The organism is uncultured Amphritea sp. (assembly GCF_937127095.1).
GTDB lineage: Bacteria > Pseudomonadota > Gammaproteobacteria > Pseudomonadales > Balneatricaceae > Amphritea.
The window spans coordinates 1-19287 of the sequence record NZ_CAKZLP010000033.1; the positions used below are offsets into that span (position 1 = coordinate 1).

18 protein-coding genes are annotated in these 19287 nt (G+C 49.6%); 6 read left to right on the top strand and 12 right to left on the bottom strand.

Annotated features, from left to right (window positions below; all coding sequences use genetic code 11):
- The 3 genes from Q0499_RS07540 to Q0499_RS07550 form a co-directional block, all read right to left on the bottom strand.
- On the bottom strand, positions 1-332 hold a 332-nt coding region (locus Q0499_RS07540; RefSeq protein WP_299197871.1), incomplete at its 3' end, for a transporter substrate-binding domain-containing protein.
- A 355-nt stretch (positions 333-687) separates the two neighbouring features.
- Positions 688-1416: an FKBP-type peptidyl-prolyl cis-trans isomerase gene (locus Q0499_RS07545; protein WP_299197873.1), complete on the bottom strand. Its 729-nt coding sequence runs from the start codon at positions 1414-1416 to the stop codon at positions 688-690.
- Between the two features lie 66 nt (positions 1417-1482).
- A complete protein-coding gene (locus tag Q0499_RS07550) occupies positions 1483-1995 on the bottom strand; it encodes a TIGR02444 family protein (protein ID WP_299197875.1) in 513 nt (170 codons plus the stop codon).
- Between the two features lie 20 nt (positions 1996-2015).
- Here Q0499_RS07550 and Q0499_RS07555 point away from each other — a divergent pair, with 20 nt between their 5' ends.
- Complete coding sequence (locus Q0499_RS07555; protein WP_299197877.1) at positions 2016-3926, top strand: ATP-binding cassette domain-containing protein; 1911 nt, start codon at positions 2016-2018, stop codon at positions 3924-3926.
- A gap of 57 nt (positions 3927-3983) precedes the next feature.
- Here Q0499_RS07555 and Q0499_RS07560 read toward each other — a convergent pair whose 3' ends face one another.
- A complete protein-coding gene (locus Q0499_RS07560) occupies positions 3984-5309 on the bottom strand; it encodes an HDOD domain-containing protein (RefSeq protein WP_299197879.1) in 1326 nt (441 codons plus the stop codon).
- A gap of 317 nt (positions 5310-5626) precedes the next feature.
- On the opposite strand from Q0499_RS07560, the gene ggt reads away from it, so the two are divergent.
- Both ggt and fabI read left to right on the top strand, forming a co-directional pair.
- Positions 5627-7375 carry a gamma-glutamyltransferase gene (gene ggt, locus Q0499_RS07565; RefSeq protein WP_299197881.1) on the top strand — a complete coding sequence of 583 codons (1749 nt, stop codon included), beginning with the start codon at positions 5627-5629 and terminating at the stop codon, positions 7373-7375.
- Between the two features lie 273 nt (positions 7376-7648).
- A complete protein-coding gene (gene fabI, locus Q0499_RS07570) occupies positions 7649-8419 on the top strand; it encodes an enoyl-ACP reductase FabI (RefSeq protein ID WP_299197883.1) in 771 nt (256 codons plus the stop codon).
- A 62-nt stretch (positions 8420-8481) separates the two neighbouring features.
- Here fabI and cynS read toward each other — a convergent pair whose 3' ends face one another.
- The 4 genes from cynS to Q0499_RS07590 all read right to left on the bottom strand — a co-directional run bounded on the left by cynS (position 8482) and on the right by Q0499_RS07590 (position 12337).
- Positions 8482-8931: a cyanase gene (gene cynS, locus Q0499_RS07575; protein WP_299197885.1), complete on the bottom strand. Its 450-nt coding sequence runs from the start codon at positions 8929-8931 to the stop codon at positions 8482-8484.
- A gap of 29 nt (positions 8932-8960) precedes the next feature.
- Positions 8961-10694 carry a bifunctional protein-serine/threonine kinase/phosphatase gene (locus Q0499_RS07580; protein ID WP_299197887.1) on the bottom strand — a complete coding sequence of 578 codons (1734 nt, stop codon included), beginning with the start codon at positions 10692-10694 and terminating at the stop codon, positions 8961-8963.
- 115 nt (positions 10695-10809) lie between these two features.
- Complete coding sequence (locus Q0499_RS07585; RefSeq protein ID WP_299197889.1) at positions 10810-11646, bottom strand: formate/nitrite transporter family protein; 837 nt, start codon at positions 11644-11646, stop codon at positions 10810-10812.
- A gap of 298 nt (positions 11647-11944) precedes the next feature.
- Positions 11945-12337 carry a DUF393 domain-containing protein gene (locus Q0499_RS07590; RefSeq protein ID WP_299197891.1) on the bottom strand — a complete coding sequence of 131 codons (393 nt, stop codon included), beginning with the start codon at positions 12335-12337 and terminating at the stop codon, positions 11945-11947.
- Positions 12338-12418: 81 nt separating this feature from the next.
- Here Q0499_RS07590 and Q0499_RS07595 point away from each other — a divergent pair, with 81 nt between their 5' ends.
- Positions 12419-13177 (top strand): SDR family NAD(P)-dependent oxidoreductase, encoded by a 759-nt coding sequence (locus Q0499_RS07595; RefSeq protein ID WP_299197894.1) that lies wholly within the window; start codon positions 12419-12421, stop codon positions 13175-13177.
- Positions 13178-13185: 8 nt separating this feature from the next.
- On the opposite strand, the gene folM is transcribed toward Q0499_RS07595, so the two are convergent.
- The 4 genes from folM to Q0499_RS07615 all read right to left on the bottom strand — a co-directional run bounded on the left by folM (position 13186) and on the right by Q0499_RS07615 (position 16943).
- Positions 13186-13893 carry a dihydromonapterin reductase gene (folM, locus tag Q0499_RS07600; RefSeq protein ID WP_299197896.1) on the bottom strand — a complete coding sequence of 236 codons (708 nt, stop codon included), beginning with the start codon at positions 13891-13893 and terminating at the stop codon, positions 13186-13188.
- A gap of 60 nt (positions 13894-13953) precedes the next feature.
- Positions 13954-14592, bottom strand: coding sequence for a GTP cyclohydrolase I FolE (folE, locus tag Q0499_RS07605; RefSeq protein WP_299197898.1), 639 nt, complete (start codon positions 14590-14592; stop codon positions 13954-13956).
- A 195-nt stretch (positions 14593-14787) separates the two neighbouring features.
- Entirely contained in the window at positions 14788-16167 is a 1380-nt protein-coding gene (locus Q0499_RS07610) for a nucleobase:cation symporter-2 family protein (protein WP_299197900.1), read from the bottom strand.
- Positions 16168-16226: 59 nt separating this feature from the next.
- Positions 16227-16943 carry a DUF5020 family protein gene (locus tag Q0499_RS07615; RefSeq protein WP_299197902.1) on the bottom strand — a complete coding sequence of 239 codons (717 nt, stop codon included), beginning with the start codon at positions 16941-16943 and terminating at the stop codon, positions 16227-16229.
- 576 nt (positions 16944-17519) lie between these two features.
- Between Q0499_RS07615 and Q0499_RS07620 the strand changes: the two genes are divergently transcribed.
- Both Q0499_RS07620 and Q0499_RS07625 read left to right on the top strand, forming a co-directional pair.
- The gene (locus tag Q0499_RS07620; protein ID WP_299197904.1) at positions 17520-18185 is read left to right on the top strand and encodes a TetR/AcrR family transcriptional regulator; all 666 of its coding nucleotides are present in this window, start codon (positions 17520-17522) and stop codon (positions 18183-18185) included.
- The gene (locus tag Q0499_RS07625) at positions 18182-19285 is read left to right on the top strand and encodes an efflux RND transporter periplasmic adaptor subunit (RefSeq protein WP_299197906.1); all 1104 of its coding nucleotides are present in this window, start codon (positions 18182-18184) and stop codon (positions 19283-19285) included. Before Q0499_RS07620 ends, Q0499_RS07625 begins: the two co-directional genes overlap by 4 nt.
- Positions 19286-19287 lie beyond the last annotated feature (2 nt).

A 19287-nucleotide genomic window follows, 5' to 3' on the forward strand; every position in this document is an offset into this window, starting at 1 on the left:
AGCTGAGTATCGCGGGTTTGTGTCCAGGTGGTTACACGGGACAGTACATCCACTTCACCCGACACCAGCGCAGTAAAACGCTCTTTAGCATTCAGCGGGATATACTTAACCTTAGTCGCATCGCCCAGCACTGCGGCAGCAACGGCGCGGCATACATCGACGTCCAGACCTTTCCAGTTACCTTTATCATCGGGCACTGAGAAACCCGGGACACCACTCGTTACACCACACTGAAGTGCGTCACGTTCCTTCACAGTTTCCAAAGTACCAGCCATAGCCGTACCTGTCATTGCAACCATCAGAACGGCAGCAGAAATCAGGGTTTTCTTCATTGGATGCTTCCTCTTTGTAACGAATTAATGAATATCAAAGCAACGCTGTATTTATTCAATAGCGTTGATAACTCTATGCTCTGCAAAGAGCATTCCACTTCTTTATTCTTTTAATCCATATAGTTAACTTTCAGTCTATTAGTGTAGCAACTGTTTCGCCACTGTACAGAAATCAGCAAACTCACTAACGATTACATGCCTTTTCATACAGTATTTAAATAATGTTGTAATAAAATTACAAATAAACTGTCAAAAACACTCATAATTACTAACATTTTCGCTCACATACTTTTCTGATGCACCAAAAAAAACCACCCGAGCGGGTGGTTTTCTATGGTCTGCGCTTATTCAGTGCTTACTCTGCCGGATTAATATCCAGCAGCTCAACTTCAAACACAAGCGTTTCATTCGGGCCGATCGCTTCACCCATACCGCCGGGACCATAGGCCAGTGCAGCAGGCAATACCAACTTCGCTTTACCGCCGACTTTCATCAGCTGCAGACCTTCTGTCCAGCCAGGAATCACACCATTGAGAGGGAAAGATACTGGCTCGCCACGGCTATAAGAACTATCAAAATCTGTGCCGCTGATCAGCGAGCCACGATAATGAACCTTAACAGTATCTTCAGGCTTAGGGCTGGCGCCTTCACCGGCAGTCAACTCCTCATACTGAAGCCCGGACTCAGTTGTGACAACCCCCTCTTTCTTACCATTTTCAGCCAGGTAAGCTTCGCCATTCTTCAGGTTATCCTCTGCCAGCTTATTGAATTCAGCCTGTTTCTCTTCCATCTTTTTCTGCTGGAAGGCCATCATTGTCGCTTCAACTTCATCCGGTTTAAGCAGTGGCTCAGCACCTGAATAAACAGTTTCAACGGCACGTTTCAGCGCATCAATATCAAGTTCTGTAACATCCGCTTTCAGTCTCTCACCCAACATCAGACCGAGGCTGTAACCCAGCTTCTGCTGATCAGTTTCCAGGGTATAGGTTTTTTCAACCTGTGCTACGGCTTTCTCATCTTTGTCAGAGCCACATCCTACCAACACAATACTTGCTACGGCCACGGCCACCAGCGTCTTCTTCATTATCATTCCTTTATCCCAGGGGGTCAGTTATCTGCTGTTAGTAAACCATTAGACTGAAAAGTTCAGCTAATTACCACCGCACCCGGTTGCTTTATTATTTAATTGTTTTAAAAGTGCCTGCAGATTACCTGCCACACCGGAATCAGAGTCAGCGGCAATACAAAGATTAAGATAGCCAAGTTGTTGCAGATCAATCAACTCGGCCTCTCCACCGGCACGGGCGACATCAGGGCAGCATTCTCTAAGTTCATAAAACAGTCCTGACTCTACCCTTTCTGCGGCCAGCTCTGCTTTTTTCAACTGTGCATAGCAATCATATTCTTGCGGCGACTGTTTCGAGCTGCGCAGCTGATAGCGCAACTGTCGTAGCGGTTCGAGCATATTAACCCGCCACTGCCGGACAGCATTATCATCCAGATTAGCAGGTAGCTTTCTGCCCTGCCGGGCCAGCCACAGAGCAAACAACAGAGAGTTTACACTCAGTTGATAACGGTTTTGCAACAGCAGGCAAAGTTCCGCTATTTCCGGTGTAGAATAGAGCTGTACCGCGTAGTTCCAAAACGCATTATTTTCTGACATCTGTGATAAAATCCGCCGCCATGATTCAGTTAAACCAGCTTAGCTTACAACGAGGACACCTGCGCCTGCTAGACAGAGCGCAGTTAACCATTCACGCCAACCAGAAAGTCGGTATTGTCGGTGCCAATGGCGTGGGTAAATCGTCCCTTTTCAAATTGATTCTCGGCCAGCTTCAACCCGATGAGGGTGACCTGCAATTACCCGGCAATCTTACCATTGCACATATGGCTCAGGAGGTAGCTGACAGTAAACAGCGCGCAATTGACTATGTGCTCGATGGCGATCATCGACTCCGTTCCGTGCAGCAGGCTCTGGCAGACGCAGAGCACTCAGATAATCACCACCGTATCGGCGAGCTGCATGCTCAGCTGGATGCCATCGACGGCTACAGCGCCGAAGCCCGCGCGCATCAGCTACTGAACGGGCTGAGTTTTTCGACCGCCGATGCCGAACGCCCGGTTAACACCTTTTCAGGTGGCTGGCGTATCCGCCTCAACCTGGCTCAGGCGCTGATGAGCCAGTCCGATATTTTGTTGCTGGATGAGCCCACCAACCACCTTGATCTGGATGCAACGATCTGGCTGGAACAGTGGCTGCGCAACTATCAAGGCACGTTACTACTGATCTCCCACGACCGGGATTTCCTTGATGCCGTCAGCACCCATATTGTGCATATGTATCACCAGAAAACCGATTTGTATAAAGGCGGTTACAGCGATTTTGAAAAACGTCGGGCAGAACGACTGGCGCAGCAACAATCGCAATTTGAAAAACAGCAGGTCAGAATTGCTGAGATTGAGAGCTTTGTACGCCGCTTTAAAGCCAAGGCGACCAAAGCCAAACAGGCGCAAAGCCGGGTGAAAGAACTGGAACGGATGGAGCTTATTACGCCAGCCCATATTGATAGTCCGTTTAACTTTACCTTTCAGTCGTCGGACAAGATCTCCTTCCCACTGATGAGCCTGGACAAATGTCAGCTAGGTTACGCACAGCCGATTCTTGATATTACCAACCTGACACTGTCGCCGGGCGACCGTATCGGCCTGCTGGGACCCAACGGTGCGGGTAAATCGACCCTGATCAAAACCCTGACCCGCGACCTGCCACTGATCAATGGCCTGTATAAAGCCGGTGAGCACCTGAAGATCGGCTATTTTGCCCAGCATCAGCTTGAAGCGCTGGATCTGGAAGCCTCTCCCGCGCTGCATATTCAGCGAATCTCACCGAAAGCCAGCGACCAGGAGATTCGCAACTATCTCGGCAGCTTTGACTTCAATGGTGACCGGGCGCTGGAGCCGGTAAAACGCTTTTCCGGCGGCGAAAAAGCCCGGGTAGCACTGGCGCTGATCGCCTGGCAACGGCCCAACCTGTTGCTGCTCGATGAGCCAACCAACCACCTGGATCTTGAGGTCCGGCATGCGTTAACACTGGCGCTGCAAAATTTCGATGGCGCGCTGATTCTGGTCTCCCACGACCGCCACCTGTTGCGTAATACGGTTGATCAGTTTCTGCTGGTCGCTAATGGCCAGGTGACCCCCTTTGATGGGGATATGGATGACTATCAGCAATGGCTGGCTGCGCAACGCCGGATTCAGAACCAGATTGTTGAAGAGCCGAAAGAGAGCCGATCCCTCAGTGCCGCCGAGAAAAAAGAACAGAAACGCCTTGAAGCCGAACGCCGTAACGCCCTGCGTCCACTGCGCAAAGTGATTGAAACGCTGGAAGCAAAGCTGGACAAAGTAACGACAGAACAGCAACAGCTGGAAACCCTGCTGGCGGATGGCAGCCTTTACGAAGAGCGTAACAAGGGGCAGCTTAAACAACTGCTGCAACAACAGGGCGAACTGCAACAGCAAGCGGAAGCGCTTGAGTCTGAGTGGATGGAGAAACTGGAACAACTGGAACAGCTGGAAAGCGAAACAGCCACCTGAAGCTTAATGCTGAGCTAAATACCCTACAGTATTTAGCTCAGTAGTGTCGCAGTCTTGTCAGTGAGCATGCTGTGCGTGCATGATCGTATGCACCAGAGCATCCAGCTCCCCACGGCTATCTAAAACGGTTGCTAATGCGTCCTCAATATCAGCCTCAGTCAACGTCAGCTGCTTCAGAACCGCCTCGTCAAGAGCTTCCACCGGGCCATCCGCTAAGCCATGACGCCGCAGCGCCCGATTGACACAGTGAATCAGCTTCGCCTCATCGCTGGCCTGACCATCATAGTTCAGGTCATTATGATAGCGCACCGCTTCAACGACCACGGCAGGCAGCCCCCAGTCATCCAGCAGCCAGCTGCCAATCTGTTCCCGGGTCACATTCATCACCTGCTTCTCGATAAACTCCAGCGCCATATGAGGGTTAGCCTCAATGTAGCGTGACAGAAGCGAAAAGTGCGGAGGAAACAGATGTGCCAACACCAGATAACCAAAGTTTTGCAGCAAACCTGCCAGATATATCAGGCCCGGCTTTGGTCTGATCTCGGCGGGTATCTTCTTGCAAAGCAGCTCTGCAGCGGCAGCGGTGTACACTGACTGTTGCCAGTAGGGCACTCCATCACGGGGGGTATCATCGGGCACAGTCAGGGTTTTACCCATGGCCACGCCCAGCGCAAGATTCACAACCAGATCAAAACCCAGCACCCGGATCACCGCATCTTCAACGGAATGAACATCGCCAGGAGCAGCATAATAGGGCGATGCCGCCCAGCTCATCACCTGAGCCGCCAGACTCGCATCTCCGCGAACCAGAGGCACCAGATCATCGATGCCCGCAGAAGGATCTGAGCGCAACTCGATCAGGCGTTTCATTGAAGGCGCTAAGGGCGGTAACCCCAGGGTATCTTCCAATCGCTGCTGAATACGCAACGTAGTAAAGCGTTCAACTGCACGGGTTATAACCTGCTCATCACTGCCTTCGGGCTGATGTTTCTCAATCATCTGCGGAGTCATCCCCAGAACACACAGAGAAAGACTACTGGTAAACCACTTTTTATGCGCCTCAAATGCCAGCCCTGTATAGGACTCAATAACATTAAAACTGTCATAATCTTTAAGCGACTGATCGAGAAATACCGGCAGATGAAACAGTTTCTCCTGGCCCGCTTCAGCTTTCAAAGCGGCCTGACTGAAAAATTTAACCGCATCCCGGCCTCTGACCGGTTGCAGATGACGTCCTGAATGCTTCCAGATACTTACCAGGTTTAACAGCATATTGGCAGGCAGCAGCACCAGAGCTTTGCCTTCATGGTCATTCAGCAACACAATTCTGATCGCTTTGGGATCGCTATCCGCGCTGAAGATCGATTTCACTGCTATAGACAAGAGCGTTTTCTCCAATTCACTGTCCGTCGTAAAGCTATCGGCCCGGACAACACTATCTTTAACTGATTTCAGTATAGATAGGGGACTGTCAGCCGGCACTACAAGAGATACCCATTTCGGGATATGGTGACCTTCGAATGACTGTCGCTGAGGTTCTATATTTTGCAACAAGTTCTTACTCTTCATAAGGTTAACTATCAACCAGCTGAGCCACAGAACAAATTCATTACTGGCGCATACCTTTACGTGCGATATCTGCTTTAATTACGGCTACACCCACACTGGCTAATCTGTCCTTGAACTTCAGGAACTCTGCTATGCGTATACATTTTTTCTCTGCCATTCTGGCGACACTTGCCCTGTTTCCGACACTTCTTTTTGCGGTGAATGAGGATTTAGCACCGGAATCAGCCACCGGCACGCTGGTACAGAAAACAGTCTCAGCCCGCCATCAACTAGTCGTTACCGCTCACCCGCTTGCCACGCAAGCAGGCTATAAAGTGCTACAGCAGGGCGGCAGTGCAGCGGATGCTGCTGTTGCGGTACAGGCGATGCTGACCCTGGTTGAACCTCAATCCTCCGGCATCGGTGGCGGCGCATTCATGCTTTACTGGGACAACAGCACACAGCAACTCACCGCCTTTGATGGCCGGGAAACAGCCCCAGCAGCAGCGGATGAAAACCTGTTTATGACCGCTGAAGGGACACCCATGGACTGGTGGGACGCCATGGTGGGAGGCCGCTCTGTCGGCACTCCCGGCGTCCTGGCGATGCTGGAACTCAGCCAGAAAAAATATGGTAAACAGCCCTGGGATTCACTGTTCAACGATGCGATTGCAACATCCGAGTCGGGCTTTACGGTGACGCCCCGATTGCATCAGCTGTTGGCGGCAAACATCAATCCCGGCCTGGGACGTTATCCTCAGGCCAAAGATTACTTCTTCACCCCCGAGGGCGAACCTTTACCGGTTGGGTATCAGTTGACTAATCCGGCACTGGCCGACTCCCTGCGTCAGATCGCAACACAGGGCGCAACCGCACTCTATCAGGGCGAGCTTGGGGTAAAAATCGTCGAGGCGGTAAAACAGGCCAGTGACAATCCCGGCAAGCTTCAGCTATCAGACCTGCAGAACTACCGCGCTGTGGCGCGTCAGGCAATCTGTCGTCCGTTCAGACAATACCGTGTGTGTGGCTTTCCACCGCCGACCTCCGGAGGCGTTACAACGCTGCAGATTCTGCGCATGATGGAGTTTGCCGAGCAACAGCCACTGCCAGCTGATTCAGTGGACTTCTATCATCTGTTCAGTCAGGCCAGCCGACTGGCATATGCGGATCGTGCCCGCTATCTGGCCGATAGTGATTTTATTCAGGTTCCGGTTGATGAGCTGCTGGATGACGCATACCTGCATCAGCGCAGCCAGCTAATCAGCCCTCTTAAGGATATGGGAAAAGCAAACCCTGGCGAGCTGCCCAGTAAGATCAGCCGCGCCGATGATCGTTCACCGGAACTGCCCTCCACCAGCCATTTTGTCATTATCGACCGCTGGGGCAACGCGGTATCCATGACCAGCAGTATCGAGATGGCCTTCGGATCAACCCTGATGGCCGGCGGGTTCCTATTGAACAATCAGCTGACCGACTTCTCCTTTGTGGCTGAACAGGATGGCAAGCCGGTTGCCAACCGGGTTCAGCCAGGTAAGCGGCCCCGCAGTTCGATGTCACCAATGATGGTGTTTGATGAAAATAACCAGTTAGTCGCTGCCCTCGGCTCCCCCGGTGGCAGCCGGATCATCAGCTATGTAGCTAAAAATCTCTACCTGAAACTGAGCTCAGATATATCCCTGCAGCAGGCGTTTAATACTCCCCATATGGTCAACCGTAATGGGGTCACAGAACTGGAAGTCGGAACGGCAGCGGAACAGTTTGCCGAACCACTCAAAGCGCTGGGACATGAAACTAAGATCAGAGACCTGAACAGTGGACTGCATGGATTTTTCCGCCAACGTGATGGCTCATGGGCCAGCGCTGTCGACCCTCGCAGGGAAGGCTCAGCCCTGGGCGACTAAGTTCACCACATCTCCTGCATCAGGCCCACGGGCCTGATAGCCGCCCCACCCCCGGAAAAACCTTCGCTGACCAGACTACCTCAGTACATACCCATTTTGAGTGTAAATTACCCTATAAATTTAAACTTTAGTCGCTATAATAACGGTAGAAATTGTGCACAGCACAATAAACTCAAGCGACACCGATTTAACTAATAAAAACAGCCTTTCATAATTCTGAAATCAGTCTCGTATAACTTAACTTATTGATTTTTAATACAAGGGTGAATCAAGATGTCTAACTTATTGATGGCTGGCAAAAAAGTTTTAATCGTCGGAATTGCCAACGACAAGAGCATTGCTTACGGCGTTGCAAAAAAATTGCACGAACAGGGTGCAGAACTTGCGATTACCTATCTGAATGATAAGGCTGAGCGCTTTGTTCGTCCCCTTGCTGAAGAGGTAGGTGCCTCAATCATCATGCCTCTGGATGTGACTCAGGAACAACAGATGGTTGATCTGTTTAAAGCGATTGAAGAGTCCTGGGGCTCACTGGACGGCCTGGTTCACTCACTGGCGTTCTGCCCGCTGGAAGACCTCCATGCACCCATCTCGGAATGCTCCCGTGAAGGTTTTGCCCAGGCGATGGATGTCTCCTGCTACTCCTTCATCCATATGGCTTCTTTCGCCAAAGATCTGATGAAAGATGGCGGTTCGATGATCAACTTCTCCTACCTGGGCAGCGCACTGACCACCGGCGACTACAATATCATGGGCTGCGCGAAAGCCGCACTGGAAGCCGCCACCCGCTACCTGGCAAGAGATCTCGGTCCACAGCGCATCCGCGTTAACTGTATCTCTCCGGGCACTATAGCTACCCGGGCAGCAGGCGGCATTAAAGATTTCGCCACCATGCTGGAATACAACAAGAACAAAGCGGTTGACCACCAGCTACCAACAATCGAAGAGGTTGGCGATGCAGCGATGTTCTACCTGAGCGATCTGTCCAAAGGAACTTCAGGCAGCATCCATTATGTAGATCACGGCGTTGGCATCGTCGGTTAAACCGGATTAAGAGTAAAAAAAACACCGATCACCGGTGTTTTTTTATATCTCGCATTCCGGTATTAGTAGGTTTTGTAGGGCAGAAACTTACCCGAAAGCACAACATTCACCCGGTCACCATTGGGATTGGGTTGCCGCTGAATATCCATAGAGAAGTCGATTGCGCTCATAATGCCATCACCAAACTCCTCATGTATCAGCTCCTTGATGGTACTACCGTAGACATTTACCAATTCATACCAGCGGTAGATCAGCGGGTCTGTTGGTACCGCCGTTGGCAGCGAGCCTTTATAGGGAGTGATCTGCAGCCAGGCGATCGCTTCATCACTCAGGCCAAATAGCTCTCCCACTGTGGCTGCCTGATCCTTATCCAGCGCCATCTGCCCCAGACATGCGGCCGTCGTCCACTCTTTCGACAGGCCAATCGCGTCGGCCACTTCACGCCATTTAATTCCTTTGCCGACTTTCGCAGCCATAATAGCGGCGGTGACTTCTTCCCGGTTGCTAATCATAGGTCACTCCTCAGGTTTCATTTAAGTAGTCATTGAATGTTGAGTTGCACCAGCAAAAACAACACCACCAGGGTTAGCAGAAAAGAGACCGATCTCCAGAACAGCAGAGGATTTCTCTCCATCAGTGGTGGCTGATTGCGGCGCAGATAGTTGTGGTTAGGTTTACGCAGGTCATACACAAATTCGGATATTTCTGCGGTGCGTTTATAGGGGTTTGGCTGCAGCGCTTTCTGCAACGTGGCGTCGATCCAGTTAGGAATCGCTTTTTCCTCATCAAGCACAGACTGATAAGAAAGTTTTCGTTGTGCTGCCGCGGTTGTGCATTTTGCTACCCGAGTACCATAGGGGAAACGCCCCGAGAGCATATGGTAAGCAATAACCGCCAGCGAAAAGAGATCAGATCGGGTAGAGATCACCTCCCCGACAAAATATTCCGGCGCCATATACAAAGCGGTACCGGGTAAACCGGTCTGTTCCAGTGTATTTTCAGCTTCAACAATACCGGCAACATGAACCGCACCAAAATCGATAATTTTTACGGTGCCATTATTATCAATCATCACATTTTCAGGACGCAGATCCTGGTGCAGAATCTCTTTACGGTGCATCGCCTGCAAACCCAGCGCTATCTGTTCGATCATAATACGGACCGTTTCAATATCAGGGCCGGGATTATCGATCAGCCACTGGGCCAGTGTCTGACCTTCAATATATTCAGTCACTGTGTAGAGATAATTTCGCTTTCGGCTTTGTAAGCCTGTCTTCATAACGTGGGCACTATTGATACGTCGCGCAACCCACTCCTCCATCAGAAAACGTTCCAGATAGGCAGGGTCATCACTCTGAGACACCGAGGGGATTTTTATAACAACCCGGGTATTACTGCCGGAATCTTCAGCAAGGTAAACATGACTTCGACTGTTCGCATGTAATTCTCGCAAAATCAGGTAACCATCAAACGTCTCGCGGGCATGTAGCAACGGCGGTAGCTCCAGTTCCTCTACCTGATGCTTTAACGTACTTTCCAGCTGTTGCGGTAGTTGGTCTACCCGGGCAATCTGCAGGGTGAGGTTATCATTGCTGCCATTTTCCATGGCCTGCTTAACAATGATCTCTGCGGCCTTATCGAGGTCATCAGCATAGTCCTGCAGAGCTTGAAAAATAAACGGGGTTTCGATGAACTCATACACACCATCGGTACATAACAGATAGATATCACCTTCATGCAGAGTAGAGGTCTGATAATCCAGCTCCATATCAATACTGATGCCTAATGCACGACTGAGATAACTCTTCTCTTTAGAAATCCAGGCGCGGTGATCCTTGGTCAGCGTTTCCATGCCCTCGCCACGCAAACGGTAGATCCGGCTGTCGCCAATATGGAAAATATGCAGGCTGGAAGCTTTGAACACGACTGCACTCAGGGTACAGACATAACCTTTATCTTTATTAAAACGGAACTCTGAACGCTGCGTCTGTGAGAATAACCAGCCATTGATAGAGCCCAGCACACGTTCACCGGAAGTCCGAACTGACCAGGCATCGGAAGTACAGTAGTAGTCGCTGAGAAAGCTCTTTACCGCCGTCTCACTGGCGATCTGGCTGACATCACTACTACTGATACCATCCGCAAGCGCCAGAGCAACACCTTTCAGGCTGAGCTGAGGTTCTTTAGGAATAACTGCGCCATGAAAGTCCTGGTTCAGCGCTTTTAAGCCTTTATCACTGAACTGGCCTGTGGTTATTTTCAGATGCGAATTCATGACCGAAGCACTCTGGTTGCTCGAGGGAAGATATTAACCCAATATCCAATCAGACAATCCCAGCGGTCAGACAGACCACCGGGATTCAGATAACTGCCGGGCAGTAATACGAAGATTAAAGAGCTGCTACCGTTTTAACGCCAGCGACTTTCCGCTCTTTACTGGTTTTCACGTGTGTCAGATAAAGCGGCAGCCCCACCAACAGGAAACCACCCGCCAGGTTACCCAGAGCCGTTGGTATCTCGTTCCAAATCAGGTATTCCATAACAGTGAAGTCACCACCCATGATCATAGAGAATGGAAACAGGAACATGTTAACAATGGAGTGCTCAAAGCCCATGAAGAAGAAGAGCATGATCGGCATCCACATCGCAGCCATTTTAGCGCCCGCAGAGGTTGAGATCATCGCACCCACAACACCCATGGATACCATCCAGTTGCACAGCATGCCGCGAATGAAGATAGTAAACCATCCACCAACACCCTGAGCCTGATAGCCAAGTGTTCGGGATTCACCTATCTTGCTTACTTTTTCAGCAAGCACACCGCCATCTGTCTGGTAACCATAAGTCAGAATAAACGAGGCAAAGAACGCAACCATCAGCGCGCCGGATAGGTTACCGATGAATACCAGGCCCCAGTTACGCATCAGACCACTCATAGTGCAGCCAGGACGTTTATCAATCAGTGCCAGCGGAACCAGCGTAAATACACCGGTAAGAAGGTCGAACTTACACAGGTAAAGCATGATAAATCCAACGGGAAAAAGCAGCGCACCTATCAATGGAACACCCGTTTTAACGGCGACAGTGATGGCAAAAAAGGCTGCCAACGCCAGAATCGCACCCGCCATAAAAGCCCGGATATAAGTGTCTTTGGTGGACATAAAGATTTTCTGTTCACCTGAGTCGACCATTTTGGTCGCAAACTCATTCGGTTCTAAGTAAGCCATAGTTTTGCCTCATTTAATTAAGTAAAGTTTTCTCATCTGTTTGCCGCGTCCTGCAGGGCAAAAAAAAAGCGCCCACCCCTCTATCACTACCAGTGATAAGGGATGGACGCCTTTGTCCGAATTTTTTACGTTGTATGGCCGAATGTTACGACGACTGAATTAACTACTGCAGAATCAATACCACAAATAATAGAGTCAATTAAAAACAACAAGTTAAATTCTAACAACCAAACCAGTGAGATATTTTTTGCCACAAAAAGGGGCGCCCGCACAAAAAATGCGCGTTACAAACAGTTCATCAACTGATCCCACATCCTTGAGCACAACGCTTCTTATAGCGCCAGCGGGCAAAAACGTTATAGATAAAATTTAACGGCTTTTTTAGCCTGAGCGTTTCAATCAAAGTAACAAGAAAACGGTAACGCTGCAGATGCGACCAGATCAGTAAAAAGCTATCGACCCCCAGGACCACCTCTCCCGCCGGGTTAACCGCATGTAGTTGCTGCATAGCATTGCCGTAGGTGATGCCATACTCCAGCAGCGATTCAGGCGCATGGGTGAAATCGACCCAGTGGATACACTGCTGTGTATCGATACGCTGATAGTGACTGATCTCCCGGTGGCACAACGAACACCCACCATCATAGAACACCGTGGGTTTGCCTGGTTTAATAATCCAATCTTGCTGCATAGCCGTTAATCTCCGAGAAACATATGACTGATACGCACTTAAAACCTGATCGGTTCAGACCGTTTATGCGTACAACAGCAGATGAATAAATTTTCCCACTTTAACCCTAAAATGAATGCGGTGATCATTGGCGCCAGCGGTGCCATTGGACAGGCGTTAGTGCGCCAGCTATCAGAAGATCCTCAAATTGATCAACTGTTCTGTTTTTCCCGACATCACGCTGATATCCCAGAAGCAGATAGACCCTCGCACGCCAAACTGACGCAGACGTTTATCGACCTGAGCTCTGAATCAAGCATTGCGAAGATGGGCAAACAGCTGATCGGTCAGCCACTGGATCTGGTGATTATCGCCAGCGGATTGTTGCACGACGGTGATCTGCAGCCGGAAAAAAGCCTGCGGGAGCTAAACGCGGTTCAGATGCAGCGCCTGTTGCAGATAAATACCATTGCACCGGCGTTAATCGCCCAGCAACTGCTACCTAAAATGCGCAGGGATTCCCCCTGTGTCTTCGCCGCGCTATCAGCCCGGGTCGGAAGCATCAGCGATAACCGGTTAGGTGGCTGGTATAGCTATCGTGCCAGTAAAGCAGCACTGAATATGTTACTGAAAACGCTTTCGATTGAGACCCATAGACGACTACCAAAGGCGATTATTGCAGGCTTGCACCCAGGAACGGTAGATTCTGCGCTGTCTATGCCTTTCCAGCGAAACGTCCCTGCAGGGAAGCTATTTACACCCGAGCAATCAGCCCATTGCCTGCTCGACGTTATTGCATCGTTAACCCCGCTGCAATCCGGCAAAGTCTTCGCCTGGGATGGAACAGAGGTGCCACCATGAGCCTGGGATTAATTAAGATGCCGCCCACCATCAAGTGACAGTGTTCGACCGGTGATATAGTGGCTTTTTAGCAGATAAACAACCGCTTCAATCACTTCCTGCTCACCCGGTGCGACTTTCATCAATGACTTTTCCAGCGCTTTCTGGCGATACTCTGCAGAATCATCCTCATTAAACATAATCAAAGAGGGGGCGATGGCGTTTACTTTTACCCGTGGCGCCAGCAGCGCTGAGAACGAAAGGGTCATATTCGCCAGAGCCGCCTTACTGGCAGCATAAGCGATATGTTTGCGACTGCCCTTCTCCGCCACATAATCGGTCAGATGAATAATATCGCCAGCGCGTCCATTCAACAGATCTTTCAATGCCAGATTGAGTTGATAGGGTACCGCGGCATGTATCTGCATCATCCGCTGAAAAGTCTCGGCAGCAGGTATTTCTTCCGATTCCGCCAGCCAGTCAGACGCATTATGAATAATGGCCCGAAGTTGCGGGTATTCTCTTTTTATGACCTCCACCAGATGATCAATATCCGCCTGAATAGTAAAGTCGGCTCTGATCAGGCGAGCCCCTTCCAACTCATCAAGCGCATCATAATGGCTACGATAGGTGCCTATGACGTCACGCCCCTGCTGCAAAAAATGTTTACACAAAGCAAAACCGATACGTTTACCCACGCCGGTAATCAGAATCGGAGCACTGCTGCGATTTACCATTGACTCGTCCTGTTTGTCGCTGTTGAAAAAGCTGTCAGTTAAGGAGCTTAGTTAAGAAACTCAGTTAAGGAACTCTGCCCGGGTGCGTTCATTGGTTTTAAACACGCCACCTAACGCCGTTGTTTCTGTTTTCGAGTTCACATCCATCACACCTCTGGATTTAACACAGTAGTGTGTGGCGTTAATCGACACAGCCACATTATCGGTGTCTAACAGTGTTTGCAGCGCAATCAGAATCTGTTTAGTCAGCCGTTCCTGAACCTGAGGACGTTGACTGAAAAACCGCACCAATCGGTTGATCTTTGATAAGCCAATAATTTTCTTATTAGGGATGTAAGCGACCTTAGCGGTGCCATCGATAGTCACAAAATGGTGCTCGCAAGAACTCACCAAGCTGATATCACGCACCTTAACCATCTCATCCACATCCATTTTATTCTCGATCATGGCGATCTGGGGAAAGTTTTCATAATCGAGACCCGAAAAGAGTTCATAGACATACATTTTCGCGACGCGATGGGGCGTTTCTCGCAGACTGTCATCGTTAAGATCGAGACCGAGGGTACTGACCATCTCAGTCATCAGCCCTTTGATACGCTCATATCGCTGTTCATGTGACAACGGATTGTCGATGGTCGGTGTTTCTAAGCCTTTCTCGATCAATTGATCGCGCACCGCTGACGCTTCAGGAGAGATCATGGGGATACCCTTACTTAGTATTAAAAGTGACTGAACTAATGATTTTCTAATATTACGTAAGGATGGCGGTTTTAGATTTAACAGTGGCAGTGTTATCCCTTGTGCCAATCCACCAGACAAAAAAAGCCCCACCAGCTTTTTGCAAAAAGAGACTGACAGGGCGATTGAAGGGACTGTTTATTGAAGAGACTGTTTCTAACCGGCTTTAACGTCGCCAGTCACGAGCTGTTCGGCCTCCGGGGCTTTTTCCTCAGGCAAAACAAGGCTTAGAATAATAGCTGCCAGACCACCTGTGGTAATCGGGGAGCTAAAGACACTCTGAACCATCTTCGGCAGCTGATCGAGCAGTCCTGGCGTCATCGTTACACCCAGGCCCATACCAAAAGCCACGGCCATAATCAGCAGTTTACGGCGATCAAGGTGTTCCGAGGCGATGATTTTAATCCCTGCGGCTGCCACAGTACCGAACATCACCAGGGTTGCGCCGCCTAAAACCGGCTTTGGAATCTGCTGTAAGATACCGCCCACAATAGGGAACAACCCCAGCAGAATCAGAATGCCACCGATATACAGCGCAATATGCTTACTAGCAACGCCGGTTAGCTGAATCACACCATTGTTCTGGCTGAAAGTGGTGTTCGGAAAAGTATTAAATACGGCGGCCAGAAAGGAGTTAAAACCATCGGCAAGTACACCACCACGCACCCGTGAAATATACTCTTCGCCAGCGATAGGCTGTTTCGATACCATACAGTTAGCGGTGATATCACCGGTCGATTCAATCGCGGTGATCATATAGATCAAAGCGATTGGCAGGAAAGCACTCCAGTCAAAGGAGAAGCCATATTTAAACGGAACCGGAATGCTGATCGCAGGCAAACTGGCCAGATTAATAAAGCTTATTTTCCCCATAAAACCGGCAATGATCATACCGATCACCAGACCGATCACGATGGAAGACAGACGTATCCAGCTATTGTTGGAACGGTTCAGTGCAATAATACTCACCAGCACAATACCGCCAAGCATCAGATTAGACGGTGAACCGAAGTCTTTCGCTTTAAAGCCACCGGCGAGGTCAGTCATGCCCACTTTGATCAGGCTGGCGCCAATAATAGTAATGACAATACCGGTTACCAGCGGAGTGATCACTCGCTTCAGCTTATGAATAAACTGACTCAGGAAGATCTCAATAAAGGCCCCGAGCATACACACACCGAAAATAAGGGAGAGGATCTCCTCCGGACCACCCCCCTGGCCTTTAGCAATAAAGCCAGCGGCCAGCACAGAGCTGAGAAAGGCAAAGCTGGTGCCCTGCACACAGATCATTCCGGCACCCAGTCCCAGCGGTCGCTTAGCCTGAATAATGGTTCCTACACCAGAGACCATCAACGCCATACTGATCAGATAGGGAACATGCTCACCCAATCCCAGTACGCCACCAATAATCAGTGTCGGGGTAATAATACCGATGAAGCTTGCCAGCACATGCTGCAGTGCTGCGAATCCTGATTCTAGAACGCCGGGTTTTGAGTCCAGCGGATAGAGCAGATCATTAGAGTACTGTGTCGACATAAGGTCTCCTTTGGAGCTGCGGAGCTATCAACTAGCCCCGCGTCCGTTCAGGTGATCAATCAGAAGTGCCATTTCAGCAGAAGAGAAGCGCAACGCTCATCGGTAGTGGTACCGTATTTGTTGTTCCAGTAGGCGTACTCAACACCCACATACAGAGGCGATTTCAGCCCCATATTTTTACCCGCATTCCACTTAATCTGTGGCGTGAAGTTCATCTCAGACTCATTGGTATCGCTGCTGGTACTCCAGTCCAGGAAACCGTCGATCAGAAACTCCTGGCTACCCGCCTCAATAGGGTATGCCCAGGTCAGTGTCAACTGCTCATCGTTAGCAGACTTGTCGTTAAACGCTTGGTAAACACTGGCGGTAAAGTACCGGAAACCGGGCACATCCAGATTGACACTCACACCATACAGATAGTTATCAAAGCCATTACCGGCTTCCCAGGTACCTGCCAGATAGACATCTTTAACCAGTCCGAAAGATAGATCACTATCGGTTGCATAGCTCAGGCTCAGACGTGGAGAGAACTCGCCATAGAAACTACTTGAACCATCCTCCGGCATAGAACGGTCGATAAACAGGAAGGTATCACCCCAGTTATGTCCGGTCGCATTTTCCAGGGTTACAACATCCATATTGCCGGTCGGCGTGAATTTATAGTCATCCCCTTTCAGGTAGCTCAGGCTGGTATTGGTCCAGAGCATCTCTGCGGAAGCGGGAGCGGCGATAAAAGCGCTTGCGGTTAGAGCGGCCAGTGCGAGTTTACGTTTCATAGTGATCATCATCCTATTACTTCTATTATTTAATATTAAAGCTGTCCGACAGGACGGTTTATCTCTATCAAAAGCAAAAAGCTGGCCAATCGGTCAGAAAAATAGAGTGCAATACCAAATACCCTTTATAAACAGATAGTTAAAAAATAAGATTACGCCTGTCTCAGCGTCTCAGCGTTTTTCCGCAGCGCACAATAATAAAGCGTCGCTTTAAACCTGATCACATAAATGTTTATTTTTGGTGCGTATAAAAAATACAATATATAAAAAAATTGTATACGATTATGGATTTTTTTATAGATTAAAAAACTTCGAAAGCCCATACCTGTCAGACAAAACCAGACCAATAAGCCACTTATTCAGGCCCGGGTAAATCGATCAACAAACTAGCCTGAAGGGCCTAAATGGGGCGTTTTCTCATTTCAAGCAATCTCGCGTTGTCATCAGAGCAACGGCCTTTATTGAGTACATTCTTATCGTTGAAAACGATCACAAAAATAATCGGCTCAGCCTCTTTTATTCCTTGTGACTGATGGTCACAATATGACTATAAGTTCCACAAGGTTAATTAATGTGATGAATGATCGTAAATCGAGAGAGTTTAAGCGCCGTGAACGGGAGATTCTCGACTGTACTCTGGCGTTACTTTCAGGCGAACAGTGGGAAGCGCTCAGCGTAGATAAAATTGCCCAGCATACCGGCATTGGTAAAGGCACGGTTTACAAACATTTTGCATGTAAAGATGACATCTATGCGCATTTGCTGCTGGATAATTATCAGCAGATCCTCGCTGAGTTTAAACGCATTGCGGCAGACGACCATTTAACCGGGGTGCAACAGATGCGTGGCATGCTGATATATGCTTTTGAATATCACCGGGACAACCTCGCCCATCAGCATATGCATGTTCATTTTATTCAGAGCGCTTCCCGTAAGCGAATAAGTAGCGACTACCTGCAGCAACTGAATAACGCGGAAGAACAGTTCGCCGGGGCGTTTGGCAAAGCGGTCTACAAGGGAATCACCGAAGGTGATATCAATCCTGAGATGCCCAGAGAAGCGATGATGGCAGGCATGAGCGCCACCTTCGAAGGAGCCATCGTAACATTGCAGGAAGGTGGCAGCTGTAAGCAACAAATGCTGGAAACGGCAGAACAAAAAAGCAGATACATTAATCTCGTGGTTGATTACATGATCGCAGCGCTTATACGTCAGCCCGCAGACAGACAGGAAAAAAGATGAATAAGTCAGTATTGATGGCGGCTGTTGTGGTTATCGGCATGGCCGCCTGGATGGCATCCGGCATGCAGGACGAAACCACCCTTCCCTCTGAACCAGAAATCACCTCTCCGGCTAAAGCCTTGATGAAAGTTAAAATAAGACAGTCCAGTGCCCGGGTAGTTGAGCAATTCGTGCGGGTACAAGGGCATGTTGAGGCAAATCGCACCATTCAGATTAAAGTCGATATTGATGGCCGTGTTGCAGCGCTAACAGCCACTGAAGGACAGCGCTTGCAAGCAGGTGAAAAGCTGCTGCAAATATCGCCTGCTTACCGCTCAGCACAGCTGGCAGAAGCCGACGCAGTATTAATGCAACGCAAAAGTGATCTGGCGGCCAGTATTAATCTGAAAAAACGAGGTTTGCAATCCGATAGTAAAGTGCTGGCTGATCAGGCAGCAGTACAAACGGCTGAGGCACAGCTCGCAAGGGTACGCCATGAGTTACAAGAGACACAGGTAAATGCCCCTTTCGCCGGGATATTAAATAAACGCATGGTTGAGCTGGGTGACTACATGAAGATTGGCGATGTACTGGGTGAGCTGGTAGACGATGAAACCGTTAAAGTTACCGGTCAGGTGCCGCAACACAGCGTGGGGCGTCTGGTAGAAAATCAACCCGTTGATGTGATTTTGAGCAACGACCAGGAGATGGCAGGCAGGTTGAGTTTTATTTCGCCCGTTGCTGATCCCGTCAGCCGCAGTTACCGGGTTGAAGTACAGATCCCCAATCCTCAACACCAACGTATTATTGGCCTGTCGGCAACGCTGTTACTGCCCGCGGGAGAGGCTATGGGACATCTGTTACCCGGTTCGGTATTAGGCTTGAACAAAGCAGGAAGCCTGCAGGTTAAACTGGTCAATGATAAAAACCGGGTTACCGCAGCCCCTGTGGAGATCATTCGCACTGACACCAGGGGATTCTGGCTCAGCGGTCTCGATGATGAGGTCCGGATCATTACGATTGGGCAGGATTTTGTTGCTATCGGAGAAGAAGTTGATCCGGTCAGTGATGCAGATTTAGCACCAGAGCAGGCCAGCAAAACACCTGCGCAGGAGAATTGATC

Bases quoted from the DNA above. Each gene is read 5' to 3' on its own strand.
- Q0499_RS07545 (WP_299197873.1), bottom strand. From the start codon at position 1,416: ATGAAGAAGACGCTGGTGGCCGTGGCCGTAGCAAGTATTGTGTTGGTA.
- Q0499_RS07550 (WP_299197875.1), bottom strand. From the start codon at position 1,995: ATGTCAGAAAATAATGCGTTTTGGAACTACGCGGTACAGCTCTATTCT.
- Q0499_RS07555 (WP_299197877.1), top strand. From the start codon at position 2,016: ATGATTCAGTTAAACCAGCTTAGCTTACAACGAGGACACCTGCGCCTG.
- ggt (WP_299197881.1), top strand. From the start codon at position 5,627: ATGCGTATACATTTTTTCTCTGCCATTCTGGCGACACTTGCCCTGTTT.
- fabI (WP_299197883.1), top strand. From the start codon at position 7,649: ATGTCTAACTTATTGATGGCTGGCAAAAAAGTTTTAATCGTCGGAATT.
- cynS (WP_299197885.1), bottom strand. From the start codon at position 8,931: ATGATTAGCAACCGGGAAGAAGTCACCGCCGCTATTATGGCTGCGAAA.
- Q0499_RS07580 (WP_299197887.1), bottom strand. From the start codon at position 10,694: ATGAATTCGCATCTGAAAATAACCACAGGCCAGTTCAGTGATAAAGGC.
- Q0499_RS07585 (WP_299197889.1), bottom strand. From the start codon at position 11,646: ATGGCTTACTTAGAACCGAATGAGTTTGCGACCAAAATGGTCGACTCA.
- Q0499_RS07590 (WP_299197891.1), bottom strand. From the start codon at position 12,337: ATGCAGCAAGATTGGATTATTAAACCAGGCAAACCCACGGTGTTCTAT.
- Q0499_RS07595 (WP_299197894.1), top strand. From the start codon at position 12,419: ATGAATAAATTTTCCCACTTTAACCCTAAAATGAATGCGGTGATCATT.
- folM (WP_299197896.1), bottom strand. From the start codon at position 13,893: ATGGTAAATCGCAGCAGTGCTCCGATTCTGATTACCGGCGTGGGTAAA.
- folE (WP_299197898.1), bottom strand. From the start codon at position 14,592: ATGATCTCTCCTGAAGCGTCAGCGGTGCGCGATCAATTGATCGAGAAA.
- Q0499_RS07610 (WP_299197900.1), bottom strand. From the start codon at position 16,167: ATGTCGACACAGTACTCTAATGATCTGCTCTATCCGCTGGACTCAAAA.
- Q0499_RS07615 (WP_299197902.1), bottom strand. From the start codon at position 16,943: ATGAAACGTAAACTCGCACTGGCCGCTCTAACCGCAAGCGCTTTTATC.
- Q0499_RS07620 (WP_299197904.1), top strand. From the start codon at position 17,520: ATGAATGATCGTAAATCGAGAGAGTTTAAGCGCCGTGAACGGGAGATT.
- Q0499_RS07625 (WP_299197906.1), top strand. From the start codon at position 18,182: ATGAATAAGTCAGTATTGATGGCGGCTGTTGTGGTTATCGGCATGGCC.